At 64.2% G+C, this 25470-nt stretch carries 24 protein-coding genes; 14 read left to right on the forward strand and 10 right to left on the reverse strand.

Annotated features, from left to right (window positions below; translation table 11 throughout):
- The first annotated feature begins 113 nt into the window (after positions 1-113).
- Complete coding sequence (htpX, locus tag CAL19_RS10590; protein WP_026641227.1) at positions 114-995, forward strand: protease HtpX; 882 nt, start codon at positions 114-116, stop codon at positions 993-995.
- A gap of 93 nt (positions 996-1088) precedes the next feature.
- Here htpX and CAL19_RS10595 read toward each other — a convergent pair whose 3' ends face one another.
- Both CAL19_RS10595 and CAL19_RS10600 read right to left on the reverse strand, forming a co-directional pair.
- Positions 1089-2078, reverse strand: a complete 990-nt coding sequence (locus CAL19_RS10595; RefSeq protein ID WP_026641228.1) for a quinone oxidoreductase family protein — start codon at positions 2076-2078, stop codon at positions 1089-1091.
- A gap of 65 nt (positions 2079-2143) precedes the next feature.
- Entirely contained in the window at positions 2144-3088 is a 945-nt protein-coding gene (locus CAL19_RS10600) for a DMT family transporter (RefSeq protein WP_094796727.1), read from the reverse strand.
- 60 nt (positions 3089-3148) lie between these two features.
- On the opposite strand from CAL19_RS10600, the gene CAL19_RS10605 reads away from it, so the two are divergent.
- The gene (locus tag CAL19_RS10605; protein ID WP_026641230.1) at positions 3149-4006 is read left to right on the forward strand and encodes a DMT family transporter; all 858 of its coding nucleotides are present in this window, start codon (positions 3149-3151) and stop codon (positions 4004-4006) included.
- A 77-nt stretch (positions 4007-4083) separates the two neighbouring features.
- Here CAL19_RS10605 and CAL19_RS10610 read toward each other — a convergent pair whose 3' ends face one another.
- Together CAL19_RS10610 and CAL19_RS10615 are read right to left on the reverse strand one after the other, a co-directional pair.
- Positions 4084-5154 carry a tartrate dehydrogenase gene (locus tag CAL19_RS10610; RefSeq protein WP_026641231.1) on the reverse strand — a complete coding sequence of 357 codons (1071 nt, stop codon included), beginning with the start codon at positions 5152-5154 and terminating at the stop codon, positions 4084-4086.
- 74 nt (positions 5155-5228) lie between these two features.
- Positions 5229-6779: a PLP-dependent aminotransferase family protein gene (locus CAL19_RS10615; RefSeq protein ID WP_026641232.1), complete on the reverse strand. Its 1551-nt coding sequence runs from the start codon at positions 6777-6779 to the stop codon at positions 5229-5231.
- A 279-nt stretch (positions 6780-7058) separates the two neighbouring features.
- On the opposite strand from CAL19_RS10615, the gene CAL19_RS10620 reads away from it, so the two are divergent.
- The 8 genes from CAL19_RS10620 to CAL19_RS10655 all read left to right on the forward strand — a co-directional run bounded on the left by CAL19_RS10620 (position 7059) and on the right by CAL19_RS10655 (position 15806).
- Positions 7059-8639 (forward strand): ABC transporter substrate-binding protein, encoded by a 1581-nt coding sequence (locus CAL19_RS10620; RefSeq protein WP_026641233.1) that lies wholly within the window; start codon positions 7059-7061, stop codon positions 8637-8639.
- 105 nt (positions 8640-8744) lie between these two features.
- Positions 8745-9749 (forward strand): ABC transporter permease, encoded by a 1005-nt coding sequence (locus tag CAL19_RS10625; protein WP_432759162.1) that lies wholly within the window; start codon positions 8745-8747, stop codon positions 9747-9749.
- Complete coding sequence (locus CAL19_RS10630) at positions 9746-10585, forward strand: ABC transporter permease (RefSeq protein WP_026641235.1); 840 nt, start codon at positions 9746-9748, stop codon at positions 10583-10585. The genes CAL19_RS10625 and CAL19_RS10630 overlap by 4 nt, the downstream gene beginning before the upstream one ends.
- 8 nt (positions 10586-10593) lie before the next feature.
- Positions 10594-12237, forward strand: a complete 1644-nt coding sequence (locus tag CAL19_RS10635) for an ABC transporter ATP-binding protein (RefSeq protein ID WP_094796729.1) — start codon at positions 10594-10596, stop codon at positions 12235-12237.
- On the forward strand, positions 12234-13499 hold the full coding sequence (gene gabT / locus CAL19_RS10640; RefSeq protein WP_094796730.1) for a 4-aminobutyrate--2-oxoglutarate transaminase: 1266 nt from the start codon (positions 12234-12236) through the stop codon (positions 13497-13499). The genes CAL19_RS10635 and gabT overlap by 4 nt, the downstream gene beginning before the upstream one ends.
- Before the next feature lie 24 nt (positions 13500-13523).
- Entirely contained in the window at positions 13524-13814 is a 291-nt protein-coding gene (locus CAL19_RS10645; RefSeq protein ID WP_026641238.1) for a cupin domain-containing protein, read from the forward strand.
- Between the two features lie 8 nt (positions 13815-13822).
- Entirely contained in the window at positions 13823-14890 is a 1068-nt protein-coding gene (locus CAL19_RS10650; protein ID WP_094796731.1) for a histone deacetylase family protein, read from the forward strand.
- A 34-nt stretch (positions 14891-14924) separates the two neighbouring features.
- A complete protein-coding gene (locus CAL19_RS10655) occupies positions 14925-15806 on the forward strand; it encodes a DMT family transporter (RefSeq protein WP_094796732.1) in 882 nt (293 codons plus the stop codon).
- 45 nt (positions 15807-15851) lie between these two features.
- On the opposite strand, the gene hemN is transcribed toward CAL19_RS10655, so the two are convergent.
- Positions 15852-17234: an oxygen-independent coproporphyrinogen III oxidase gene (gene hemN, locus CAL19_RS10660; protein WP_094796769.1), complete on the reverse strand. Its 1383-nt coding sequence runs from the start codon at positions 17232-17234 to the stop codon at positions 15852-15854.
- Between the two features lie 174 nt (positions 17235-17408).
- Here hemN and CAL19_RS10665 point away from each other — a divergent pair, with 174 nt between their 5' ends.
- The 4 genes from CAL19_RS10665 (at position 17409) to CAL19_RS10680 (ending at position 21645) form a co-directional block, all read left to right on the forward strand.
- Positions 17409-19400 carry a ribonucleoside triphosphate reductase gene (locus tag CAL19_RS10665; RefSeq protein ID WP_094796733.1) on the forward strand — a complete coding sequence of 664 codons (1992 nt, stop codon included), beginning with the start codon at positions 17409-17411 and terminating at the stop codon, positions 19398-19400.
- Positions 19401-19464: 64 nt separating this feature from the next.
- Complete coding sequence (gene nrdD / locus CAL19_RS10670) at positions 19465-19647, forward strand: anaerobic ribonucleoside-triphosphate reductase (RefSeq protein ID WP_026641243.1); 183 nt, start codon at positions 19465-19467, stop codon at positions 19645-19647.
- Positions 19610-20371, forward strand: coding sequence for an anaerobic ribonucleoside-triphosphate reductase activating protein (locus tag CAL19_RS10675; protein ID WP_094796734.1), 762 nt, complete (start codon positions 19610-19612; stop codon positions 20369-20371). Before nrdD ends, CAL19_RS10675 begins: the two co-directional genes overlap by 38 nt.
- 80 nt (positions 20372-20451) lie before the next feature.
- A complete protein-coding gene (locus CAL19_RS10680; protein ID WP_094796735.1) occupies positions 20452-21645 on the forward strand; it encodes an NAD(P)H-dependent flavin oxidoreductase in 1194 nt (397 codons plus the stop codon).
- A 65-nt stretch (positions 21646-21710) separates the two neighbouring features.
- Here CAL19_RS10680 and CAL19_RS10685 read toward each other — a convergent pair whose 3' ends face one another.
- From CAL19_RS10685 to CAL19_RS10705, 5 genes are all read right to left on the reverse strand, one after another.
- Positions 21711-22103, reverse strand: coding sequence for a putative zinc-binding protein (locus tag CAL19_RS10685; RefSeq protein WP_081745775.1), 393 nt, complete (start codon positions 22101-22103; stop codon positions 21711-21713).
- A gap of 3 nt (positions 22104-22106) precedes the next feature.
- Entirely contained in the window at positions 22107-22520 is a 414-nt protein-coding gene (gene ubiT, locus CAL19_RS10690) for a ubiquinone anaerobic biosynthesis accessory factor UbiT (RefSeq protein WP_094796736.1), read from the reverse strand.
- On the reverse strand, positions 22517-23401 hold the full coding sequence (locus CAL19_RS10695; protein WP_094796770.1) for a U32 family peptidase: 885 nt from the start codon (positions 23399-23401) through the stop codon (positions 22517-22519). The genes ubiT and CAL19_RS10695 overlap by 4 nt, the downstream gene beginning before the upstream one ends.
- Positions 23402-23406: 5 nt before the next feature.
- Positions 23407-24423 carry a ubiquinone anaerobic biosynthesis protein UbiU gene (gene ubiU, locus CAL19_RS10700; protein WP_026641248.1) on the reverse strand — a complete coding sequence of 339 codons (1017 nt, stop codon included), beginning with the start codon at positions 24421-24423 and terminating at the stop codon, positions 23407-23409.
- An 86-nt stretch (positions 24424-24509) separates the two neighbouring features.
- The gene (locus CAL19_RS10705; protein ID WP_026641249.1) at positions 24510-25442 is read right to left on the reverse strand and encodes a 2-hydroxyacid dehydrogenase; all 933 of its coding nucleotides are present in this window, start codon (positions 25440-25442) and stop codon (positions 24510-24512) included.
- Positions 25443-25470: the final 28 nt, after the last annotated feature.

Consider the following 25470-nt stretch of genomic DNA (forward strand, 5'->3'; position numbering starts at 1 on the left):
TAGGGGAAAGCGATACTATACTCCCGCTCCGGAACGCCTGCGGGCGCGAGGGAACCGCTGTGCCCCGCGCCGGTCAAAAAAGGCGCCATTGCTCGCAAAGGACCCCGAAAAGCATGAAACGCGTTTTCCTGTTCGTCATTACCAACCTGGCCGTACTGGTCGTGCTGTCGGCCACCCTGCGCATCCTGGGTGTCGACCGCTACATCACCGCGCAGGGCATCGATATCCAGGCGCTGCTGATCCTGTCGGCCGTCATCGGCTTTACCGGCGCGATCATTTCGTTGCTGCTCAGCAAGCCCATGGCAAAATGGTCCACCGGCGCGCGCGTCATCGACCCGGCCGCGCCGCAAGGCCATCGCGAGGCCTGGCTGGTCGATACCGTGCACCAGCTGGCCGACCGCGCCGGCATCGGCCGCCCCGAAGTGGCCATCTACGACGGCCCTCCCAATGCGTTTGCCACGGGCGCATTCAAGAACGACTCGCTGGTCGCCGTATCCACCGGGCTGCTCGACAGCATGACCGAAGAAGAAGTGGCCGCGGTGCTGGGCCACGAGGTCGCGCACATCGCCAATGGCGACATGGTCACGCTGACGCTGATCCAGGGCGTGGTCAACACGTTCGTGGTGTTCCTGGCGCGGCTGGTCGGCTACTTTATCGACCGCACGGTGTTCCGCAACGAGCGCGGCGTGGGCGCGGGGTACTTCATCACCGTGGTGGTCTGTGAAATCATCTTCGGCATGCTGGCCTCCATCATCGTGGCGTGGTTCTCGCGGCAGCGCGAATACCGTGCCGACGCCGGCTCGGCCCAGCTGATGGGCTCGCGCGAACCCATGATTCGGGCGTTGGCGCGCCTGGGCGGCCTGGAAGCGGGAGAACTGCCCAAATCGTTCGAGGCCTCGGGTATCGCCGGCAAGGGCGGGCTGGCCGCGATCTTTGCCTCGCACCCGCCCATTCCCTCGCGCATCGCCGCCTTGCAGCAAATGCGCGTGGCGTAAGCACACCGGCACGGCCGATACCAATAAGTACGGGCATGCAGCGCGCTGCATGCCCGTATTCATTTCCCGGGCGGGCTGGCCGCCCCGGCCACTTCAATCCACCGTCAGGATCGTGGCGCCGGTCGTCTTGCGCGCAGCCAGCGCAGTCTGGGCTTCGCCTGCCTGCGCCAGGCTGTAGCGCTGGTCGATACGCACCTTGATCTTTTTCTTCTGCACCAGGCCGAACATCTCGGCCGCGGCCGCGTTCAGTTTTTCGGGCGTGTTCACATGCAGCCCCAGCGACGGGCGCGTGACATAAAGGCAGCCCTTCTGGTTCAGGGTGGCCAGATTGACGCCAGTCACGGACCCGGAAGCGTTGCCGAAGCTCACCATCAAGCCGCGCGGCTCGATGCAGTCCAGGGAAACTTCCCAGGTGTCCTTGCCCACCCCGTCGTACACCACGGGCACCTTCTTGCCCCCTGTCAGTTCAAGCACGCGCTCGACCACGTTTTCACGCGAGTAGTCGATGGTTTGCCACGCTCCGTGGGCGCGGGCAATTTCGGCCTTTTCGGGGCTGGAGACGGTACCGATCAACTTCACGCCCAGGGCCTTGGCCCATTGGCAGGCGATCAGGCCCACGCCGCCCGCGGCTGCGTGGAACAGAATCGTTTCGCCCCCCTGCAGCCGGTAGGTCTGGCGGAACAGGTACTGCACGGTCAGCCCCTTGAGCATCAGCGCGGCGGCGTCTTCGAAGCTGACCCCCTTGGGCAGCTTGACAACCTGTGCGGCAGGCACGTTGCGCGCCTGGGCATACGCGCCTATCGGGCTCTGGCCGTAAGCGACCCGGTCGCCCTTCTTCAGGCTGGTTACGTCGGCCCCCACGGCTTCTACCACCCCCGCCGCCTCGAAACCCAACCCATGCGGCAGGGCATGCGGATACAAACCGGTGCGATAGTAAATATCGATGAAATTGAGGCCGACGGCATGCTGCCGGATGGTGACTTCATTTGACGCTGGTGGAGGAACCTCGACGTCGACAAGCTTCAGGACTTCAGGACCGCCATGTTGTTCGATGCGGATAGCTTTGACGAGATTGCTGGCCATGCGGCCTCCTTATGTGTTGAACCTCAAGACAACCATGCTTGACGCAGGTGCGGCCCGTGCCCGGCTCAGCCTTTGCCGGCGCCGCGCCCCATCAGCACAAAAACTCCAAACAGAACCAGGGCGGTGCCGGCGAGCTGCCACACGGTAATGGGCTCGTCGAGCAGCCACGCCGCCAGGAACAGCACCGACACCGGCCCCACCATGCCCAGCAGCGACGCCGTGGGCGCGCCGACCAGGGCCACCGCCCACATCAGCATGAACACAGGCAGCACGGTGTTGAGCGTGGCATGAATCAGGGAATAGCCATACACCCCCGCCGGCTGAACCAGCGTGGCGGGCGGATGAACCAGGAAGAACTGCAGGATGCAGGCCAGGCACGACACCAGCATGGCGTACGCCACCAGGCGTGTCGCCCCTACCCGCTTGACCAGCTCACCCGTGCAGATCAGGTACACAGCATAGCTGAGCGCCGATCCGAAAATAAAGAAAGCCCCAAGCGCCACGTGGGAACCGGCGCCGTGCCTCAGGTCCTGGGCGAATACCAGCACCACGCCCAGATACGACGCCAGCATGGCCACCCATTGCCGCGACGATACCGGGCGCTTCAGCCACCAGGCCGAAAGCAGCACCACCAGCGTAGGCGACAGAAACAGGATAAGCCGCTCGAGGCTCGCGGTTACATAGCGCAGCCCGAGGAAATCCAGAAAGCTGGACAGGTAATACCCGAGCAGGCCCAGCAGGCAAAGCTGGGCACGTTCACGCCGCGTCAGCACCGGCAGTTCGCCCCTTGCCGCCCGACGCGATTCGCGCCAGGCCACGGCAGCAAAAAAGGGCATCGCGAAGAGCATGCGGAACGCGATCAGGGTGACGGCATCGATGTTGTACCGGTACGTGAGCTTGACCACAATCGCCTTGGCCGCGAACAGCACGGCGCCCAGCGTGGCCAGGATGAAACCCAATATACGGGGCGAGACGACGGTCGTGGGCCAATACCTGGCGGGGCGATTCATGCGATGATTTTATATTTTCCGCCGCCCGTCCGGGGCGCGGCACGCCGCCTTCCTGCTTCCATGACACGCCAACGCGCCCTTGTTTACATCCATTTTGCCGCCGTGCTCTTCGGGCTTACCGGCGTGTTCGGCGAATTGATCCAGGCCAGCGCCGCGGTAATCACCCTGGGCCGCGCCGCCTTCGCGGTGGCGGCCCTGGCCGGCTTTGCGCGCATGCAGCGCCGCCCGTTGTTCGGCGCCCTGACGCCAGCGCAGCTGTTCATGCTGATCGTCGCCGGCGGCCTGCTGGCCGCGCACTGGGTCACGTTCTTCATTTCGGTAAAAACCGGCGGCATCGCCATCGCCACGCTGGGCTTCGCCAGCTTCCCGGCTTTCATCACCTTGTTCGAGGCGCTGCTGTTTCGCGAGCGCGTGCGCATGGCAGAATGGCTGCTGCTGGCGCTGGTCACCTCCGGCCTGGTACTGGTGACGCCTTCGTTCGACTTCGCCGATCAAGGCACCGTCGGGCTGGCATGGGGACTTCTGTCGGGCCTGTCGTTCGCGCTGCTAGCGCTGACCAACCGGCGCTCCACGGTGGGGCTCGACCCCATGCAAGTGGCCTGCGGGCAAAATATCGTAGTGGTGCTGGCAATGCTGCCCTTCGCGGCCAGTCAGTTGCCCATGCTGCCCGCGCTCGACTGGCTATGGCTTGCCCTGCTGGGCATCTTCTGCACGGGGCTGTCCCATTTCTTTTTCGTGTCCAGCCTTACCCGCCTGAATGCGCGAAGCGCCGGCTTGGTAATAGCGCTGGAGCCCGTCTATGCCATCGCCTTCGCGTGGATGCTGTTTGCGCAGCAGCCCACACTGCGCATGGCGGCCGGGGCTGCCCTTATCGTGGCGGCCATCGTGTGGTCGGGGCTGCGCAAGGCGCCGCACTGATCTGTTTGCGGCGCCCCGCGCCTCGCCGGCTGCACCTCGCCGGCCGCACCTAGCCGGCCACACCTCGCCGGCCGCGCCTAGCCGGCTGCCACCACCTCGGCGATGGCCTTGCCTACGTCGGCCGTAGACGCGGTGCCCTTCATGTCGCGGGTGCGCGGGCCCTCGGCCAACACGGTCTCGATGGCCGCCACGACGGCCTGCGAGGCCTGCGGGTAGCCCAGAAAATCGAGCATCAGCGCACCGCTCCAGATCTGGCCGATAGGGTTGGCAATACCCTTGCCATAGATGTCGGGCGCCGAACCGTGCACCGGCTCGAACAGCGACGGGAACTTGCGCTCGGGGTTCAGGTTGGCCGACGGCGCGATGCCGATGGTGCCGGTGCAGGCCGGGCCCAGGTCGGAAAGAATATCGCCAAACAGGTTCGACGCCACCACCACGTCGAACCAGTCGGGATGCTGCACAAAGTGGGCGCACAGAATGTCGATGTGGTATTTGTCCCAGCGCACATCCGGATACTGGCCGGCCACGTCCGCCACGCGCTCGTCCCACCACGGCATCGAAATCGAAATACCGTTTGACTTGGTGGCGGCGGTCAGGTGCTTGCCGCGCTTTTGCGCCAGTTCAAACGCGAACTTCAGCACCCGGTCGGCGCCCACCCGGGTGAACACGCTTTCCTGGATGACGACCTCGCGCTCGGTGCCCGCAAACAGCTTTCCGCCGCTGTTGGAGTATTCGCCCTCGGTATTCTCGCGCACGATGAAAAAGTCGATGTCGCCGGGCTTGCGGTCGGCCAGCGGCGATGGCACACCGGGCATCAGGCGCACGGGGCGCAGGTTGATGTACTGGTCGAAATCGCGGCGGAAGCGAAACAGCGACCCCCACAGCGCCTCGTGGTCGGGCACCGTGTCCGGCCAGCCGATGGCACCGAAGAAGATGGCTTCATGGCCGCCGATCTGCGCGGCCCAGTCGTCGGGCATCATCTTGCCGTGCTTGGCGTAGTAATCGCAGCTCCAGTCGAAGTGGTCCCATTGAAAATTGATGCCGAAGCGCCGCGCCGCGGCGTCCAGCACGCGCAAGCCTTCGGGCACCACTTCCTTGCCGATGCCATCGCCCGGAATGACTGCGATCTTGTGTTGGTTTCCTGCCACCGATGTTCTCCAGTAAAGGTCAGCCCTGCCCGGCCCTGCCGGCAAGGACGTAGGGAATATGTATCACGCCTTCATCACGCGCCGCTCCATGCCTCGGCGTTCAGTTTATCGCTGTACACCGGCCGCCGCTGCGAGCGCTGCACGTGTTCAAGCGCCGGTGTGATCACCTGTACCAGCCGGTCGAACGACGGCCGGATTTCCTCGTCAGGCACGCACGCATACCCCAGCAGCACGCCCGGCCGGGCGTCGCGTTCGCTGGCATAGTAACGGGACAGCGGTCGCGCGTGCAGGCCCAGCGTACGCGCCGCAATGGAAATCCCCAGGTCGTCGGTGCCATCCGGCAGATGCATCACCAGGTGCAGGCCGGCTTCATGCGTCGATATCGGCCAGTCGGCTCCGAAGCGCGCCGTGATGGCTTCACGCAGCAGCGCCTGCCGCGCCGCGTAACGCTGCTTCATGCGGCGGATATGGCTCGCATAGTGGCCGCCTTCGATAAAATCGGCCAACACCGCCTGGTCCATCAGCCGCCCTTCCCGGTACAGCTCCGACAATCCCGTCGCCATGTGACTGGCCAGGGGCTTGGGCAAAAGCATGTACCCCAGCCGGAACCCGGGAAACAGGGTTTTCGAGAACGTACCCAGGTACAGGACCCGATCGTGCTGGTCCAGCCCCTGCAATGAGGCTATCGGCCGGCCGTCGAAGCGGAATTCGCTGTCGTAGTCGTCTTCTATGATCCACGCGCCGCGCGTATGGGCATATTCGAGCAGCATGCGGCGGCGGGCCAGGCTCATCACCATGCCCAACGGATACTGGTGCGATGGCGTCACGAAAATAAACCGCGGTGGATCGCGCATCTGCTCGGCGCTGGGCGCCATGCCTTCGTCGTCGACATCAACCGGCACGGGCGTGATGCCGCATGCCATCAACGTCGAGCGCGCGCCCCAGTACCCCGGGTTTTCCATCCAGGCGGTGTTTCCGTAGTCGCCCAGCAGACGGGCCAGCAGGCTCAGCGACTGATGAATGCCACTGGTCAGGACGATCTGGTCGGCTTCGCACTTTACCGACCGCGACAGCCGCAGGTGCTCGGCCAGCGCACGGCGCAGTGGCAGGTATCCCGCCCCGTGCGCATAGGTCAGGAGTTCGGGCGTCGACTGGCGCCAGCGCCGTCCTTGCAGCCGGGCCCACACCGCGCGCGGGAACAGCGCCACGTCGGGCACGCCTGGCACGAACGCCCCCCATTGCCGGTCCGAGGCAGAGGCTTCGTGCACCAGCTGCGAGCCGCGCCGCGACAGCGCAAAATGCGGGGCCGGCGCGGCCCCGGCCGGCCGCTCGGCTTCGGGTGGCTGCGGCACCACGGGCACAGTATCCGAAACAAAGGTGCCACTTCCGAATACCGACACAAGGTACCCCTCGGCGGTCAGCTGGTCGTACGCATGCAGCACCGTATTACGGGATAACCCTGTGTCGACAGCCAGCGCCCGCGTGGCCGGCAGCTTCGTGCCCGCGGGCACATCGCCATTCAGGATCAATCCACGCAGAATGTCGTAGATTTGCCTGGACAAGGGCACCGTTGCGCGACGCTCCAATCGCTGTAGCAGGCACTCGGACAGAATCAGTTCTTTCAAAGTGGCACCAGAAACTAAAAACGATTTGGACCTATTGAGAGTACCAAATATTCGATACGCTGCTTCAGCGCAAGCAGAAAATGTCCAAAAAATGCCAAGGGGAAAACCATGCAACCGGACTTACCGTCACTTGCCACTGTTGTGCCCAGGCCGGCCCCGTGCCGCGCCACGCTGTACCTGTTCCACCCGTAGCACCTGAGTCGCGGGAAGGCATGGTTGCCAGAGCACAGGAGCCCTGCGCTGCCCTCCCGTATTTCTTACTATGCCCGGAGGTCCACAGTGAAACTAACAACACGCCTCAAATTGTCCTTGGGCGCGCTCGCCCTGATCGCCGCCGTACCCACGGCCCTGGTACAAGCACAGGCACAGACGCGCGGCGGCACGTTGCGCATGATCGTGCAGCCCGAACCGCCCATCCTGGTGCCGGCGCTGAACCAGCAGGCGCCCACGCAGTTTGTGGCAGGCAAAATGTATGAAAGCCTGCTGACGTACTCGTTCGACCTCAAGCCGCAACCTGGCCTGGCCAAGTCGTGGGAAGTCGCGCCCGATGGGCTGTCCTATACCTTCAAGCTCGAAGAAGGCGTCAAGTGGCACGACGGCAAGCCCTTTACCGCGGACGACGTCGTCTTTTCGCTGAGCGAGCTGCTGCCCAAGACGCACGCCCGGGCCCGCGTGATTCTGGGCCGATACCTGGACAAGGTAGAAAAGATCGACGACCACACGGTCAAGATCAGCCTGAAGACGCCCTTTCCCGCCTTCATGCTGATGTTCGAACCAGGGTTCGCTCCGATGATGCCCAAGCACATCTACGAGGGCACCGACTACATGAAGAATCCGGCCAACCAGAAACCGGTAGGCACGGGCCCGTTCATGTTCGACGACTGGAAGCGCGGCGAATACATCAAGCTGGTGCGCAACCCCAACTACTGGAAGGAAGGCCAGCCGTACCTCGATGAGCTGGTGTTCAACATTATTCCCGATTCGGCCTCGCGCGCGGTCGCCTTCGAACGCGGCACCGTCGACGCGCTGCGTGGCGGCGACGTCGACAACGTGGACGTCAAGCGCCTGCGTTCCCTGCCCAATGTCGAATACACCACGCAGGGCTGGGAAATGTTCTCACCGCAGGCCTACCTGATGTTCAACATGCGCACGCCGCCGCTGGACAACGTCAAGGTGCGGCAGGCCGTCATGGCGGCGCTCAACCGCAAGCTGATCGTCAACAACATCTTCTTCGGATTGGGACAGGTGGCCACCAGCCCGTTTGTCACCACCGAGATGTTCTACGACAAGAACATGCCGCCCATCGACTTCGACATGAAGAAGGCGCGCGCGCTGATCAAGGAATCCGGCATCGACCCCGGCGCGTACAACCTGCGCTTCCTGGGCTTTCCGTATGGACCCACCTGGGACCGGCTGGGCGAATACATCAAGCAGTCAATGGAACAGCTGGGCTTCAAGATCACGATGGAAGCCACCGATGCAGGCGGCTGGGCCAGCCGCACCGGCAACTGGGACTTCGACCTGACGCTGAACTACACCTACCAGTACGGCGACCCGGCACTGGGCGTGCAGCGCCTGTACGCCGCGGCCAACATGGTCAAGGGCTCGCCCTTTGCCAACGTGCAGGGCTACAACAACCCCGAGGCCGACAAGCTCTGGACCGCCGCCGCCTCGGAAGTCGATCCCGCCAAACGGCAAGAGCTGTATTCCAAGATCCAGACCATCCTGGTCAACGACGTTGCCAATGGATTCCTGGTTGATATGGAATTCCCCACGCTGTACCGCAGCAACGTCAAGAACCTGGTCCAGACCGCCATCGGGCTGAACGAAACGTTCGCCGACGTCTATATCCAGAAGTAAAAGCAGGCGCGCCTGGCGCGCCCGGTCCGCCGCGGGTTTCCGCCCCGGCGGACCGCCGCAACCCGCGGTCCGCCGGCCCGCGGTGTTCCGACGGAGATGCTTTGCATGAAATTCCTGTCCTTTTTCATATCGCGCCTGGGCAAGGCCCTCACGGTCGTGCTGGGCGTGGTCATCCTGAACTTCTTCATGATACGGCTGGCCCCGGGCGATCCGGCGGCCGTGCTGGCCGGCCAGGCGGGCGCGGGCGATCCGGCCTACCTCGCCGCCCTGCGCGCCGAATTCGGCCTGGACAAGCCGCTGCTGACGCAACTGGGCCTGTACTTGAAGGGAGTGCTGCAGCTCGACCTCGGCTACTCCTATCGCAATCACGTGCCGGTGCTGGATCTGATACTCGAGCGCCTGCCGGCCACCTTCCTGCTGATGTTCTGCGCTTTCGTGTTTTCGATTGTGTTCGGCGTGCTGCTGGGGGTCATCGCCGCCAAAGCGCGCTACAACAACAAGCGCCGCTGGATAGACAGCAGCGTCATGACGGGTGCGCTGCTGCTTTACGCAACGCCGCTGTTCTGGCTGTCACTGATGGGTATCCTGCTGTTCTCGGTATTGCTGGGCTGGCTGCCGGCGTTCGGCATGGAAACCGTGGGTGCGGGCTACACCGGCTGGGCGCGAGTGCAGGACATCTCCCTGCACCTTATCCTGCCCACCGTCACGCTGGGTTGCTTCTTCATGGCCGTCTACGTGCGGCTGACGCGGGCCTCGATGCTGGAAGTGATCGGCATGGACTTCGTCAAGACCGCCCGCGCAAAAGGGGTGAGCCCCAATCGCGTCATTCGCACCCATGTGCTGCGCAATGCCCTGCTTCCGGTGGTGACGTTCGCCGGCATCCAGCTGGGCCAGATGGCAGGGGGCGCCGTGCTCACCGAAACTGTGTTTGCCTGGCCCGGCATCGGCCGGCTGATGTTCGACGCACTGCTGCAACGCGACTATCAGTTGCTGCTGGGCATTTTCCTGGTGACATCCGTCATGGTGGTGGCCTTCAACCTGCTTACCGACCTGCTCTACCGCCTGATCGATCCGCGTATCTCGGCCGATTCACAGGGGGCCGCAGCATGAAGCCATTCCTGAAGCGCTATATGCGCAACTATGGCGCGGTGGGCGGCCTGGCTGTCATGCTGCTGGTCGTGGCGATTGCGCTGGCCGCGCCGCTGCTCTATCCCGAATCGCCCTGGATGATGGTGGCCGAGCCGCTCATCAAGCCGTTCACCGACCCGGCCTATCCGTTCGGCACCGACATGCTGGGGCGCGACATCACGGCGGGCCTGGTATGGGGAGCCCGGGTTTCTCTGCTGGTGGGGCTGCTGTCCACAGGCGTGGCGCTGGCGTTCGGCATTGTCATCGGCGCGATCGCCGGCTACTGCGGCGGCCGCATCGACGACGCGCTGATGCGGTTCACCGAATTCTTCCAGACCATTCCGCAGCTGGCCATGGCCGTGGTGCTGGTCGCGGTGCTGAGCCCGTCTGTGTATTCGATCATGGGGGCCATCGCACTCGTGTCGTGGCCTCCGGCGGCGCGCCTGGTGCGCTCCGAGTTCATGACGCTCAAGCAGCGCGAGTTTGTGCAGGCTGCCATCGTCATAGGCCAGACGCCTTCGCGCATCGTCTGCACCCAGATCCTGCCCAACGCCATGTCGCCCATCATCGTGTCGGCGTCGTTCATGGTGGCCACGGCGATTCTTACCGAATCGGCGTTGTCGTTCCTGGGGCTGGGCGACCGCAACCTGATGAGCTGGGGCTTCATGATCGGCGCGGCCCGCACGATGATACGCGAAGCCTGGTGGATGAGCGTGTGGCCGGGGGTGGCCATTCTGCTCACCGTGCTGGCCATCAACCTGATCGGCGAAGGCTTGAACGACGCCCTCAATCCCCAGCTGCGCAAGCGCGGCGAATAGGAGGCCGCATGAGCGACAAGACACCGCTGCTGTCAGTGCGCAACCTGACCATTCCCCTGCCCTCCGGTGGGGATCGCCGCTACGCCGTACATAACGTTTCCTACGACGTGCACGAAGGCGAGATCCTGTGCATCGTGGGCGAATCGGGCTCGGGCAAGTCGATGAGCGCGAACGCCATCATGGGCCTGCTGCCCGATTACCTGACCCCGCAAAGCGGACAGATCCTGCTGCGCGGATCCGACCTGCTTGCCCAGGACGAAGCCACGCTGCAGGCCATGCGCGGCAAAGACATGGCCATGATCTTCCAGGAGCCGCTGTCGGCGCTGAATCCGCTGATGACGGTCGGCGAACAGATCGCAGAAGTCATGCGCGTGCATCAGGCCTATCCTGGCGACGCGCGTCGACAGCGCGTGCTCGAGCTGCTGGAATTCGTCGGCCTGCCCGACCCCGCCACGCTCTACCATGTTTATCCGTTCCGCCTGTCCGGCGGCCAGCGCCAACGCGTCATGATTGCCATGGCCCTGGCGCTGGAACCCGCGCTGCTCATTGCCGACGAGCCCACCACCGCGCTGGATGTCACCACGCAGGCGCAGATCCTGGACCTGATTGCGCGCATCCAGAAAGAAAAGGGCATGGGCGTGATGTTCGTCACCCATGACTTCGGCGTCGTTGCGGAAATTGCGCATCGCGTCGCAGTCATGGAAAGCGGCGAACTGGTCGAACAAGGGCCGGCCGACCAGATTCTCAACTCGCCCAGGCACCCTTACACCCAGCGCCTGATCAGCGCAGTGCCACGCCGCCGCGCCCATGCGCAAGAATCGCGCGACACCGATAAGCCGGTGCTCGAAGTGCGCAACCTCTACAAGACCTACGTCACCGGCCGGGGCTGGCTGGGGCGCAAGCGCACCGTGCGCGCAGTCGACGGCGTCAGCTTCGCTGTCCGGCGCGGCCAGACACTGGGCATCGTGGGCGAGTCCGGATCGGGCAAGTCCACGATAGGAAAATGCCTGCTCAAGCTGATCGGCATCGATGGCGGCGAGATGATCTTCAACGGGCGCGACATCGCGGGGCTGACCGAAAGCCAGTTCCGTCCGTTGCGCAAAGAGATCCAGATGATCTTTCAGGATCCGTTCGCATCGCTCAATCCGCGGCACACGGTCGGCCGCATCATCAGCGACGGCCCTGTCGCCAGCGGGCAGCCGCGCGCGCAGGCCGAAGCCCGCGCGCGCGAACTGCTCGAGCTCGTGGGCCTGGACGCTTCCGCATTCGACCGCTATCCCAACCAGTTCTCCGGCGGGCAGCGTCAACGCATAGGCATCGCCCGGGCGCTGGCGCTCGAGCCGAAAATCCTGGTTGCCGACGAATCCGTGTCGGCGCTGGATGTCTCGGTGCAGGCCCAGGTGTTGCAGTTGCTGCACGGGCTGCAGCAGCGCCTGCAGATCGCCCTGATCTTCATCACTCATGATCTGCGCGTGGCGGCGCAGGTCTGCGACGAAGTGCTGGTCATGCACCAGGGCAAGGTCGTCGAGTACGGCAGCCCGAGCCAGATCTTCGACCAGCCCCGCCATGCCTATACCCAGAAACTGATAGCCGCCATTCCGGGCCAGCACTGGAACCCGCCGGGCGGTCCGCAACTGGAACCCGCGCTATGACCAATGCCGACCTGACGCGCCGAAAAGATGCCGCCACGCCCCGGGGCGTGGGCGTCATGTGCAACTTCTATGCAGACCGCGCCGACAATGCCGAGCTCTGGGACATCGAAGGCCGGCGCTATATCGACTTTGCCAGCGGCATCGCGGTGCTCAATACGGGCCACCGCCACCCGGACGTCGTGCAGGCCATCGAGGCCCAGGTCAGGCGCTTCACGCATACCGCCTACCAGATCGTGCCGTACGGCAGCTACATAGAACTGGCCGAGCAGCTCAACCGGTTGGTCCCGGGCGACTTTCCCAAGAAAACCGCGCTTTTCACCACCGGAGCGGAGGCGGTCGAAAATGCCGTCAAGATCGCCCGCTGCGCAACCGGCCGCCCTGCGCTGATCGCGTTCAGTGCAGCCTTCCACGGACGCACCCTGATGGGCATGGCGCTCACCGGCAAGGTCATCCCCTACAAGGCCGGCTTCGGCCCCTTTCCGGCCGATGTCTATCACGCCCCGTATCCCAATCCGATGCATGGCGTTTCCGTCGCCGACGCGCTTGCCGGGCTGCAGGCGCTGTTCGACAGCGATGTCGACCCGCGGCGGGTTGCAGCCATCGTCATCGAGCCCGTGCAGGGCGAAGGCGGGTTCAACATCTGCCCGCCAGAATTCATGCGCGCGTTGCGGGCGCTGTGCAACCAGCATGGCATTCTGCTCATTGCAGACGAAGTGCAGACCGGCTTCGGGCGTACCGGCAAAATGTTCGCCATGGAGCACTACGGCGTGGCCGCCGATCTTACCGCCATCGCCAAGGGGCTTGCCGGCGGCATGCCCCTGTCGGCCGTATGCGGGCGCGCCGAGGTCATGGACGCACCACCGCCGGGCGGACTGGGCGGGACATACGCCGGCAACCCGCTGTCGGTCGCGGCGGCGCTCGAAGTGGTGCGGGTGATGCAGACAGACCAACTGCCCGCCCGCGGCGCCGCCCATGGCGAACGGCTGCGCCGCCATCTCGAAGCGCTGCGCCCCCGCGTGCCGGAACTGGCGGACGTACGGGCGCTGGGCGCCATGGTGGCCGCCGAGTTCCGCCATCCCGCCGACGGCACTCCCCTGCCCGACTACACCCGGCAACTACAGGCGCGGGCGCTCGAAAAGAACCTGCTCTTGCTCAGTTGCGGCGTGCACGGCAATGTCATCCGCTTCCTGTTTCCGCTGACCATCCCCGATGAAACCATGAGCGAAGCGATGGACATCCTTGCGCAAGTCATGCCCGCCTGATGCGGCCATCAACAGGAGACAACCATGAAGCGCCCTGAAGCGGCACCCACGGTGCAGATCGACAACGAACATGTGCGGGTTACCGAGTGGCGGTTCCCGCCCGGCGGCGAAACCGGCTGGCATCGCCATGGCCTGGCCTATGTCATCGTTCCCCAGAGCACCGGTGCGCTGCTGCTCGAAACACCCGATGGCGAGGTCACCAGCGAACTGCGCACCGGCATTTCGTACTTCCGGCCCGCCGGCGTGGAACATAACGTCATCAACCCGAACGAGACCGAATTTGTCTTCGTGGAAATCGAACTCAAGCAAGCCTAGGAGTCGTTATGAAGGCTTTTTTCTGCGAAGAACAGCTGCTGCACGAACCGCGCCAGTTCATGCGGCTGGGGCGGCTGTGCGCGCCGACTGACACTCCGGCCCGCGCCCGCGCCTTGCAAGCGGCGCTGGCGGCCCGCGGCGTGTCCCTGGAACAGCCGCCGGACTACGGGCGCGCACCGTTGCATGGCGTGCATAGCCCCGACTACCTGGACTTTCTCGAGCACGCTTACACGCGCTGGCTCGCCCTGAAAGCGCAAGGCATGGACCCGGGCGTCGAGGTGCTGCCCAACCTCGCGCCTTACCACAGCGGCCACCCCGAGCAGGCCGAGCGCGGGCCCTGCCCGTCCAGCTCCATCGTGGCGCAGGCGGGCTACTACCTGGGCGACCTGTCCTGCCCGGTGGGCCCGCACACCTGGCGTTCCGCGCTGCGATCGACACACAGCGCCGTGGCGGCTGCCGATCAGGTGGCCCGGCACCAGGGCATTGCCTACGCACTGTGCCGGCCGTCAGGACACCACGCCCATCGCGACCGGGCTAGCGGCTTCTGCTACCTGAACAGCGGCGCCGTCGCCGCGCAACGCTTGCTGCAAACCTATGGCAAGATCGCCATCCTGGATGTAGACGCGCACCACGGCGACGGGACGCAGCAGATCTTCTACCAACGTCCCGAAGTCATGACCCTGTCGCTGCACGCCGACCCGGCCGGGTACTATCCCTTCTATACGGGACACGTCCACGAACGCGGCTATGGCAGCGGCCACGGCTACAACCTGAACTTCCCTCTTGCCCACGGCACAGACACCGAGGCGTTCCTGGCCGCCCTCGACAATGCCCTGGTGGCTTTGCGTGACTATCGCCCCCGCGCCCTGGTGCTATCGTTGGGTTTCGACACCTACATCGACGACCCCATCAGCGTGCTGGCTCTGGATATCGACGCATACCGCCACATCGGCGAACGGATCAACGGGCTAGGCCTGCCCACCGTAATCGTGCAGGAAGGGGGCTACCTGGTCGAAGCCATCGGTCCGGCGCTGGACGCATTCCTCCAGGGCATGGCGCAAACCGTACCCGACTGACTCCGTATCCGCCCCTACCCGGCCCATTCCAACCATGTCGGCTCCTACACCCCGTTCGGGGATCGCGTTATACCTCGCGGCACTGGTCACCTTCGCCAGCTTCGACGCCGCCATGAAGCATCTGCTGAACTTCTATCCGGCGCCCTTTCTCAACGTAATGCGTTATCTCTCGGTGACCACCATCGGGGTGGGCCTGCTTATACGCCATGGCTGGCCGCGCTGGGAGAGTACCGCCGACAAAGGCCTGTTGCTGGCTCGCGGACTGGCATTGGGCAGCGTGGGCACCTGCTTCATGACGGCCCTGATCTGGATGCCCCTGTCCGAGGCCACAGCCATTTATTTCACCTCGCCGCTCATAGTGGTGGCGCTGTCGCCATGGCTGCTGGGCGAACGCGTGGGCCTGCGGCAGTGGGCGGCCGTGGCTTTGGGCTGCACGGGCATGCTGCTGATCGTGCGTCCGGGAGGCGATCTTCCGTGGCTGGGTTCGTCGTTGATGGCCATTGCGGCGGTCAGCTACGCCATTTTCCAGGTATTGACGCGCCGACTGTCGGGGCGCGTGCCGAGCCACGTTCAGTATGCATCCACGGCGGTGATCTGCCTGATTGTCACGGCCCTGCCGGCACCGTTCTTCTTGCCCCAGCCCTGGCCGGACGCTGCCGACTGGGCCTTCATCATATTCATGGGCGTCGTCAATGGCGTGGGCCAGATCTTGCTGATTGCGGCGTTCAACCGGGTGCCCGCCTCGACCCTGGCGCCGTTCAACTATTGCCACCTGCTGATGGCGGTGGCGTTCAGCACTTTCTTGTTCAACCGCCCGCCGGACCTGCTGGCAATGGCAGGCATGACACTGATCGTGGTGGCCGGCATGTCGTTGCTGACACGCTCGCCCGGCAGCGGGCCGGCCCCGGCGCGATAGTGCCGCAACGCGGCACTCGCGACAGACCAAGCCGCGCTGCAGGCGTCATACGATGCGCGAGTATTGTGCCTGCGTGCTGCGCTCGCGCAGGTACCGGTCGAATGTCATGGCTACCGCACGCACGAAATACCACCCCATGTCGGTAACCCGCAATGCACCCGGCTCATTGCGCACCAGCCCCATGTCTACCAAACGCTGCAAGGCCTGGAGCTCGGCGGCAAAGTAGGTGTCGAACGCGATGTCGTGAACCTGCTCGATGGCGTCGAACTCGACGCCACCCTGGCACATGATCGCCATGATCACATCGCGGCGCAGCAGGTCGTCGTGGCTCATTTCCAGGCCGCGCTCCACGGCGAAAGTACCCTGCTCGATGCGCGCATAGTAGTCATCCAGTGATTTTGCGTTCTGGCTGTAGGTGCCACCCACCTTGCCGATGGCCGACACGCCCAGCGCAACCAGGTCGCAGTCCGGCTGCGTGCTGTAGCCCTGGAAATTGCGGTGCAGCAGGCCGGCCCGCTTGGCCCGGGCCAGCGTGTCGTCGTGCAGGGCGAAGTGGTCCATGCCGATGTAGTCATAGCCCGCGTCCAGAAAGCGCGAGATGGCGCTGCCCAGGAGTTCGATGCGGGTTTCACCGGTAGGCAGTTCGGCCGGCACGATGCGGCGCTGGGGCTTGAAGCGTTCGGGCAGGTGCGCGTACCCGTAAAGCGCGATGCGATCCGGCCGCAGCGCACAGACCTGTTCCAGCGTATGCGCGAACGATTCGGCGGTCTGCAGCGGCAGGCCGTAGATCAGGTCCATGTTGATCGATGCGCAGCCCAGGCGCCGGGCGCTGTGCACCAGATCGCGCACGCATTCATAAGGCTGAATGCGGTGCACGGCCCGCTGCACGGCCGGGTCGAAATCCTGTACGCCCAGGCTCAGGCGGTTAAAGCCCAGGCTGGCCAGGTGCTCCAGCCGCTCGGGCGTGGCCGTACGCGGATCGACCTCGATGGAAAGCTCGGCGTCGGGCAGCAGGCGGAAATGATCGCGTATGCCGCCCATCAGGCCGCTGAGTTCTTCGTCGGACAGGAACGTTGGCGTGCCGCCCCCGAAATGCAATTGCGACACCGGCCGGCCCCGTCCGAGTATTTGCGAATGCAGGGCCATCTCGGACTGCAGCGCATCCAGATAACGGGCCGCCCGCTCGTGATGCCGGGTGATGACCTTGTTACAGGCGCAGTAGTAGCACAACGACTCGCAGAAAGGGATATGCACGTACAGCGAAAGCGGCGCGTCGGCCCGCGCGCTCAGGTCCGCCAGCGCCTGGCTGTACTCCGGAGGCCCGAACCCGCCATGGTAGCGGTCGGCAGTGGGATAGGAGGTATAACGCGGGCCGTTTTTATCGAGACGGGCCAGAACGTCGCGCGAGAACGTGGGAGACGAAGGCATGCTGCGATTATGCAAACTGAGGCCGCGCAGCAACTTGATTCAACGCAAATAAACCGCAAACGAGCGATTCGCTTGCGCCACATCAAGCCCGGGGCTATTGGCCACGACTTTGACTTTCGGACCACAGGATGTGGTAGTAGGCTACCCGCAACCCTACTACATGAAGTGCTCGCAATGACGCCACAACATATCCTCAAACGCGATGGCCGCGTGGTTCCCTTCGACGGCGCAAACATCGTCCGCGCCATCGCCGCCGCCGGTCGCGCCACCGGCGAAGTCCAGCCTTCCGAGGCCGACATCCTGGGCACGCGCGTGGCGGCACGGCTGTCCAGCCACCCCTGCCCGGGCATAGAAACCATCCAGAACATCGTCGAAGAAGTACTGGTCGAGGCGGGGCACTGGAAAACGGCCCGCGCCTACATCGTGTACCGCGAACGTCACGCGCGGCTGCGCACATTGCGGCACACGCTGGTCGACGTCGAAAGCTCCATGGAAGAATATCTCGACCAGCGCGACTGGCGTGTCAACGCCAACGCCAACCAGGGATACAGCCTCGGCGGGCTGATCCTGAACGTGGCGGGCAAGGTCACCGCCAACTACTGGCTGTCGCATGTGTACGACCCGGCCGCCGGACAGGCCCACCGCGACGGCGACATCCATATCCACGACCTCGACATGCTCAGCGGCTACTGCGCCGGCTGGTCATTGCGGCAATTGCTTACCGAGGGCTTCAACGGCGTGCCGGGCAAGGTCGAGGCCACGCCGCCCCGCCATATGTCGGCAGCCATCGGGCAGATCGTCAACTTCCTGGGAACCCTGCAGAACGAATGGGCGGGCGCCCAGGCATTCAGCTCCTTCGACACCTACATGGCGCCTTTCGTACGCCGCGACAATATGTCGTATGCCGAAGTCAAGCAGGCCATGCAGGAACTCATCTACAACCTCAATGTGCCCAGCCGCTGGGGAACGCAGACGCCGTTCACCAACCTGACGTTCGACCTCACCTGCCCTGCCGACCTGCGCGAGCAGATTCCCTATATCGGCGGCGCCGAGATGCCTTTCAGCTACGGCGAGCTGCAGGCCGAAATGGACATGATCAACCGCGCCTACATCGAAGTCATGATGGCCGGCGACGCCAAGGGTCGGGTGTTCACTTTCCCGATTCCTACCTACAACATCACGGCCGACTTCGATTGGGACCACCCCAATACCGAACTGCTGTTCGACATGACAGCCAAGTACGGCCTGCCGTACTTCCAGAACTTCCTCAACTCCGACCTCGAGCCCCACATGGTGCGCTCCATGTGCTGCCGGCTCCAGCTCGACCTGCGCGAACTCCTGAAGCGCGGCAATGGGCTGTTCGGGTCGGCCGAGCAAACCGGCTCCGTGGGCGTCGTTACCATTAACTGCGCGCGCCTGGGCTACCTGCATGCCGGCGACGAAACCGCGCTTCTGCGGCGCCTGGACACACTGCTCGACCTCAGCCGCGATGTCCTGGAAGTCAAGCGCAAGGTGGTTCAACGCTATATCGACCAAGGGCTGTATCCGTACACCCGGCGCTACCTGGGCACGCTGCGCAACCATTTCAGTACGCTGGGGGTCAATGGCATCAACGAAATGGTGCGCAATTTCAGCAGCGACACCGATGACATCACCACCCCACGCGGCCACGCGCTGGCGGTTCGCCTGCTCGACCATATCCGGGCCCGCATCACCGAATTCCAGGAATCCACGGGGCACCTCTACAACCTTGAAGCCACGCCTGCCGAAGGCACCACGTACCGCTTCGCACGCGAGGACCGCAAGCGCTGGCCGGACATCCTGCAGGCCGGCACCGACGCGCAGCCTTACTACACGAACTCCAGCCAACTTCCCGTGGGGCACACCGACGATCCCTTCCTGGCGCTGGCCATGCAGGAAGCGCTGCAAAGCAAGTACACCGGCGGCACTGTGCTGCACCTTTACATGAACGAAGCCGTGTCGTCCGCAAGCGCCTGCCGCGCCCTGGTACGGCGCGCCCTCGAGAACTTCCGCCTGCCCTACATCACCGTGACGCCCACGTTCTCCATCTGCCCCAATCATGGCTACCTGTCGGGCCGACACGAGTTCTGCCCGAAATGCGACGCCGAACTGCTATCGCGGACCCAGACATGCAGTAATGACTAGACGCTTCGGCGCCTGGTATTGCCCGCCCGGTCAGCCGGGCCTGTTTTCTCCCACAGGAGCTTCCATGCAAACCTTGAATTCCCCCACCGTCGGCAACGGCCCCGCACCGATCAGCGACGACCAGCGCGTACGCTGCGAAATCTGGACGCGCGTCATGGGTTATCACCGGCCGGTTACCTCATTCAATATCGGCAAACAAGGCGAGTTCAATGAGCGACAGTTCTTCTGCGAACAACGTGCCGCCTGATCCAGCCTGCCAACCGGTCTCGTGGATCGCGGCGCCGCCCGCGGCTGCCACGGTACCCCGGGGCGAGCCGTGCATCGGCGGCCTCGTCCCGTTCTCAAGTGTCGACTGGCCCGGGGCTCTTGCCTGCGTGGTGTTCATCGCCGGCTGCCCCTGGCGCTGCGGGTACTGCCATAACCCGCACTTGCAGACACGCGCCGGCCATTACAACTGGCATGCCGTGCTGGAGTTCCTGCAAGCCCGCCGCGGGCTTCTCGATGCCGTCGTATTCTCGGGAGGAGAACCGCTCAGTGAGCCGCAGCTTGCACAAATGATACGCAGCGTCCGGGCGCTCGGCTTCCGGGTGGCGTTGCACACGGCTGGCATCTACCCTTCACGTCTGCAGGCTTTGCTTCCGCGCCTTGACTGGATAGGGTTCGACGTCAAGAGCAATGCCCAGGGCTATGACGCACTTACAGGTCGGCCGGGTACATCGGCCACAACCGAGGCCTGCCTGGACGCAGTGCTGGCCAGCGGTGTCGCGTTCGAATGCCGAACCACCTGGAGCCCGCGCTGGCTGCCCGAACCCGAACTGCTTGCCCTTGCCGGCCACCTCGCGCACCGCGGCGTATCTCATTACGCAGTGCAAAACTATCGCCGTTCCCCCGACGCGGCGCCCGACGCCGTGCTCAGCGATAACGCCCAGTCCGAGCTGGCCGCGCTGTTCCCGCATTTTGCCTATCGCTAGGCAGATTGATTCCGCGCAATACGTAACGGCATCTGATCGCCTACCGTTTTGCCATTGCCCAAACTAGGGATTCTGTATCCATGTGGTTTAAAACACTGTCTCTCGCCGGACGCGAGTTGTTGCCCATTGTCCAAGGCGGCATGGGCGTAGGAATATCGGCGCACCGGCTGGCCGGCGCCGTCGCAAGCGAAAACGCCGTAGGCACCATCGCCAGCGTCGACCTTCGCCATCACCATCCAGACCTGCTTGAGCAAACCATCAAGTGCCGCGACCGCGCCGCCATCGACCAAGCCAACTGCGTGGCGCTCGACCGCGAAATCCGCGCTGCCCGCGAGCGCTCCGGCGGGCGGGGGCTCATCGCCGTCAACGTCATGAAAGCGGTACGTGACCATGCCGCCCTGGTAAAACAGGCTTGCGAAAGCGGCGCGGACGCCATTGTCATGGGCGCGGGCCTGCCTATCGACCTGCCCGACATGACAGCCGACCACCAGAAAATCGCGCTCATCCCCATTCTGTCCGAAGCGCGCGGCGTGGGCATCGTGCTGAAAAAATGGCTTAAAAAGGGCCGCCTGGCCCCCGCCGTGGTCATCGAGCATCCTGGCCATGCGGGCGGACATCTGGGCGCAACCAAGCTTTCCGACCTGCACGACGAGCGATTCAGCTTCGGCCGCGTACTGGCGGAATGCCGCGCGCTGTTCGACGAGCTAGGGCTGAATCGCGACGCTCCCAAGCTCATCGTGGCCGGCGGGGTGGGCTCGCACGACAAGGTCAAATACTGGCTGAACAACGGCGCCGACGCCGTCCAGGTGGGCACGGCCTTTGCCGTTACCACCGAAGGCGACGCCCACCCCAACTTCAAGCAGGTGCTCATCGATGCCGACCCTGCCAGGCTCAAAGAATTCATCAGCGTGGCCGGCCTGCCGGCCCGTGCGGTCGCGACCCCCTGGCTGACACGCTACCTGCGCCAGGAACAACGCCTGCAGCAAAATGCCCGTCCCGACCCGCGGCGGTGCACGCAACGCATGGACTGCCTGACCCAATGCGGCCTGCGTGATGGTCTGGCCCGCTTCGGGCAGTTCTGCATCGACCTGAAGCTGGCCGCCGCCATGCGCGGAGAAGTCGACAAAGGGCTGTTCTTCCGCGGCGCCTCGAAGCTGCCATTCGGAGAAGCCATACGGTCGGTGCGCGAGCTAATCAACTACCTGCTGCACGGCGACATGCCGGATGCGATGCCACACGCCGCCCCGCAACGTGACGCCGCCGTACTCACCTGATCATTGCCTTGAAGGCGGGGGGCTCGCGCCAGCCCCGCCGATCTTATCCCGGCGCAGCGCTATTTCTATTTGCTCGGGCCGCCAGCCCCGGCCAATTGCTGGGCTGCCTCGCTAGCCAGATTCCAGGCGGCTGCCCGCTCGGCGTCGGTGCAGTTGCTGTGATATCGCTTGGTCGCGCCATGCTCGCTCAGTACCAGATGGCATGAAGCCTGCACGCCGGCACTGGCCAGACAAGCCCGCACGCAAGCCAGTACGCATCCGTCCAGGGCCAAGATGGGCCGGCCGCTGCGAGCGCGCTTTACGAGCATGGGAACCCCACCGCCCACGCCGCTGATGCAAGACATTTCAGCCAGGCCTGCGTGGTCCAACCGAACCGCCAGATCGTTGGCCAACTGTGCCACGCTAGAGCACCCGGAGCACGAGTACACCAGCGGCAGATCGGATCGCCCGGACTTCATCGTTCAGACCTGGCCCGAGTGACGCAACCAGGCCGGGCGCTCGGTCGCATCCAGCCAGTTTTTCACGATCAAGCCCAGTTCGGTGTCACCCTCTACGCGCAACCGTCGTTGAAAGAACAGCGTATCGGCGTCGCACGTACCGCGCATCATCGCGATGAAATCGCCCAGACTGGCGCTCAGTTCAAGATCGGCCTCGCGCTTCCATAGCGGCCTGAAACGTCCCTGGCGGCAGGTGAAGCAACTGCGCAGGCCCAGATCATCGATTTTGATGGCAAAGCGCTTGCCCTCAATTTCGGTCGGCGGCTGCAGCCACTTCATCAGGCGGGCAATTTCTAGGCTCGCGGCAAAATGCGCCGATACCAACGGAGCCGGCACCACGCGATCCATGCGTGCCATGATGGCGGTAAAACGTGTCATGAGAGAGACTCCACGTAATCGATACCGGGCCGGCCATGCCAGTATCCATTGCATCGATTGATGCCGGCTGGCGGCCGGACTTCGCCGGGCGCCTGGCCCTGCCGGATATCATCCAGTGCGCGAACCGCCGCCAGCGTGTTCTGCGAGTGCGGGCTCACCCTCAGTACGTCTACCCCCATGCCCACAAGCTCGCCGGCCCGGTCGATAAGGTCAAGGCAGGCCGCCGACTGGGTCTGAATCCCGTTGATGGCAAGAAAGGGTTGGCCTTCGCGCGTATTCACGGGCAAGCCATCGGGATATTCGATGCAGCGGAATTCGCACGCGTCCTTCTTCAGACGGAAGTGCCGCGCGGTAAAGCAGCGTGCCGAGAATGCCAGAGGCAATCTGCCCCACACCATCAGCTCGACTTGTATGCCGCGCGGACGTTCCTGCAACAGGCGCTGCATGTCATCGCGACCCATCTCGACGGGCGCCACCATGCGTATGGCGCCTTGCGCGGCCAGCCAGGCCAGCGTATCGCCGTGATACACATTCAGATGCGGTCCGGCCACAAAATGCCGTCCGTTCACATGACGCAAGGCGCCCACCTCGCCGACCTCGATCAGGAAGTCATCATGTTCGCACCAGCGCCGAAGCGCGTTTGCATCGGCGCTGGTCTCGATAAGCGTCTGGGTCGACAGGACGACGCTCTTGCCGGCATCACGCAAGGCACATGCAAGCTCCAGCCAGTCGGCCGCGCGTAGTTCGTGGCGTCTGCTGCACACCGTTTCGCCCAGATAGATGATATCCACCGGGCTGTCGAGCATGGTGGCGTAAAAATCCAATACAGTGCGGCGGGGCCAGTAATAGAGCAGCGGCCCCAGGGAAATCTGGTATGGCATGAGCATTATTTCCAGGGGCGGTCGAAGGCGCCCTGTGTAACTTGAGACCCTTCGGCGTGGCTAGCCAACGTGGACAGCCATTCGGGCTTGACGGAATATCGAGCCACGTCGGCGTGCACGGCGTCCAGCGCAGCGCGCAACGTCGCAACCACTTGCTGCACGTAGGCGGGGCTGCGCTGCCGGCCCTCGATCTTGATAGCCGCCACCCCCATGTTGTAGATGGCCGGCAGCAGCCCCAGCGCGTTGAGACTGGCTGGCTCTTCGATTGCGTAATCGGCCTGGCCTTCAACCTCGAAGCGCCCCTTGCACAGTGTCGGGTAGGCTGCGTGTTCGCCTTGCGCGTAGCGGTCGATCAGGATGCCATTAAGGCGGGCGTCCAGGCCGCTTTCGGTTTCGTACCAGCGCACGGCATGCGCGGGCGAGCACACGCCCTTGTTGTTGGGAGAATCGCCCGTGGCGTATGACGAAAGCAGGCAACGGCCTTCGGCCATGACGCACAGGCTGCCGAATCCGAAGACCTCGATTTCCACCGAGGTCTGCGCGCATATCTTGCCTATTTCGGCCATCGTGAGCACGCGCGGCAACACCACGCGGCTGATGCCGAACTGCTCGCGCATCAGTTCTATGGCGTCGACATGAGTAGCCGAGCCTTGCACGGACATATGCAGGCGCAGGTCGGGATAGCGATCGCGTGTGTACGCCATGAGGCCTGGGTCGGCCATGATGACGGCGTCGGCCTGCAAGGCGTGCGCCGCATCGACCGCGGCCCGCCATTCGTGGGCGCGCCCCGCCTGCGGGAAGGTATTGATGGCGAAAAGCACCTTCTGCCCCATGGAATGGGCCAGGTCGATGCCTGCGCGAACGTCGGTTTCGGTGAAGTTCAGGCCGGCGAAGTTGCGTGCGTTGGTGGCGTTCTTCAGCCCCAGGTAAACCGCATTTGCGCCAGCTTTGAGCGCCGCTTTCAAGGCAGCCAGGCTGCCTGCGGGCGCGACCAGTTCTAGATTGGAGGTACGCGTTTGCATGCGGCAGTGTAGGAGTCAGTCCTACACTGCCGCATTGTCAGAGATCAAACGTGCCGGCCCGCGAACCGACGCCCGCGCGCTTGCACTTAATACCCCCGGTCGCGCGCCACCACGCCGGTAAGCGGCTCGCCGCGCATGAAGCGCCCGATCTTGTCGGCGACCTGCGCAATAGTTTCGCGCCGGAGGCTGAGCGCGGCCACATGCGGGGTGATGGTCACGCGTGGGTGGCTCCAGAACGGATGATCCGAAGGCAACGGTTCCTGGCGGAATACATCCAGCGTGGCGCCCTGCATCCGGCCGTTTTCCAGCAGGGCCAGCAAGTCTTCTTCGACCAGGTGCTCGCCGCGGCCCATGTTGATAAGGCAGGCGTTGGGCTGCAATTGCTCCAGCGTGTCGCGACGCAGGATATTGCGCGTGTCGTCGGTCAGGGGCAACGTATTGATCAGTACGCGGGTTCGAGCCAGGAAAGCCGGCAATTGCGCCGTGCCGGCAAAACCCTGTACCCCCGGCGGAACGGCGCCACTGCGCGACCAGCCCGCAACGGGATAATCCAGTGACGCAAGGGTCTGGGCCACGCGAGTGCCCATGACGCCGGTGCCCAGCACGCCTATGGGCCATTGAGCGCGGTCGAGTTCGGGCAAGGGATTCCATAGACCCTGGCCTTGCTGGCGGACATAGTCGTCAAACTGCCGGCTGGCCCTTACCACGGCCCAAACGGCGTATTCGGCCATTTGTACCGCCATTCCGGCGTCTTCGAGCCTGACAATGGGCAGATCGGCCGGCAAAGTGGGCAGTTTGAACAAGGCGTCGACCCCTGCTCCCAGATTGAATACCGCCCGCAGCTTGCGCTCGCGCTCGAACAACGCCGCCGGAGGGCCCCAGACGACGGCAATTTCGGCATCCTGCGCCGGCAGGTCCGGCTGCCACATCACGACCCGGGAGCCCGGCAATGCTGCTTCCAGCGGGTCTATCCAATCGGCGGGCGAGATTTCATGGGTAGAAGCGAAGACAATTTTCATGGTCGCGGGAGACGTCAGAGTGAAAGAA

This window comes from Bordetella genomosp. 7 (genome assembly GCF_002261265.1).
Taxonomy (GTDB): Bacteria; Pseudomonadota; Gammaproteobacteria; order Burkholderiales; family Burkholderiaceae_B; genus Bordetella_A.

Coding starts and splice junctions, on each gene's coding strand:
- htpX (WP_026641227.1), top strand. CDS start 114: ATGAAACGCGTTTTCCTGTTCGTCATTACCAACCTGGCCGTACTGGTC.
- CAL19_RS10595 (WP_026641228.1), bottom strand. CDS start 2,078: ATGGCCAGCAATCTCGTCAAAGCTATCCGCATCGAACAACATGGCGGT.
- CAL19_RS10600 (WP_094796727.1), bottom strand. CDS start 3,088: ATGAATCGCCCCGCCAGGTATTGGCCCACGACCGTCGTCTCGCCCCGT.
- CAL19_RS10605 (WP_026641230.1), top strand. CDS start 3,149: ATGACACGCCAACGCGCCCTTGTTTACATCCATTTTGCCGCCGTGCTC.
- CAL19_RS10625 (WP_432759162.1), top strand. CDS start 8,745: ATGAAATTCCTGTCCTTTTTCATATCGCGCCTGGGCAAGGCCCTCACG.
- CAL19_RS10630 (WP_026641235.1), top strand. CDS start 9,746: ATGAAGCCATTCCTGAAGCGCTATATGCGCAACTATGGCGCGGTGGGC.
- CAL19_RS10635 (WP_094796729.1), top strand. CDS start 10,594: ATGAGCGACAAGACACCGCTGCTGTCAGTGCGCAACCTGACCATTCCC.
- gabT (WP_094796730.1), top strand. CDS start 12,234: ATGACCAATGCCGACCTGACGCGCCGAAAAGATGCCGCCACGCCCCGG.
- CAL19_RS10645 (WP_026641238.1), top strand. CDS start 13,524: ATGAAGCGCCCTGAAGCGGCACCCACGGTGCAGATCGACAACGAACAT.
- CAL19_RS10650 (WP_094796731.1), top strand. CDS start 13,823: ATGAAGGCTTTTTTCTGCGAAGAACAGCTGCTGCACGAACCGCGCCAG.
- CAL19_RS10655 (WP_094796732.1), top strand. CDS start 14,925: ATGTCGGCTCCTACACCCCGTTCGGGGATCGCGTTATACCTCGCGGCA.
- hemN (WP_094796769.1), bottom strand. CDS start 17,234: ATGCCTTCGTCTCCCACGTTCTCGCGCGACGTTCTGGCCCGTCTCGAT.
- CAL19_RS10665 (WP_094796733.1), top strand. CDS start 17,409: ATGACGCCACAACATATCCTCAAACGCGATGGCCGCGTGGTTCCCTTC.
- nrdD (WP_026641243.1), top strand. CDS start 19,465: ATGCAAACCTTGAATTCCCCCACCGTCGGCAACGGCCCCGCACCGATC.
- CAL19_RS10675 (WP_094796734.1), top strand. CDS start 19,610: ATGAGCGACAGTTCTTCTGCGAACAACGTGCCGCCTGATCCAGCCTGC.
- CAL19_RS10680 (WP_094796735.1), top strand. CDS start 20,452: ATGTGGTTTAAAACACTGTCTCTCGCCGGACGCGAGTTGTTGCCCATT.
- CAL19_RS10685 (WP_081745775.1), bottom strand. CDS start 22,103: ATGAAGTCCGGGCGATCCGATCTGCCGCTGGTGTACTCGTGCTCCGGG.
- ubiT (WP_094796736.1), bottom strand. CDS start 22,520: ATGACACGTTTTACCGCCATCATGGCACGCATGGATCGCGTGGTGCCG.
- CAL19_RS10695 (WP_094796770.1), bottom strand. CDS start 23,401: ATGCCATACCAGATTTCCCTGGGGCCGCTGCTCTATTACTGGCCCCGC.
- ubiU (WP_026641248.1), bottom strand. CDS start 24,423: ATGCAAACGCGTACCTCCAATCTAGAACTGGTCGCGCCCGCAGGCAGC.
- CAL19_RS10705 (WP_026641249.1), bottom strand. CDS start 25,442: ATGAAAATTGTCTTCGCTTCTACCCATGAAATCTCGCCCGCCGATTGG.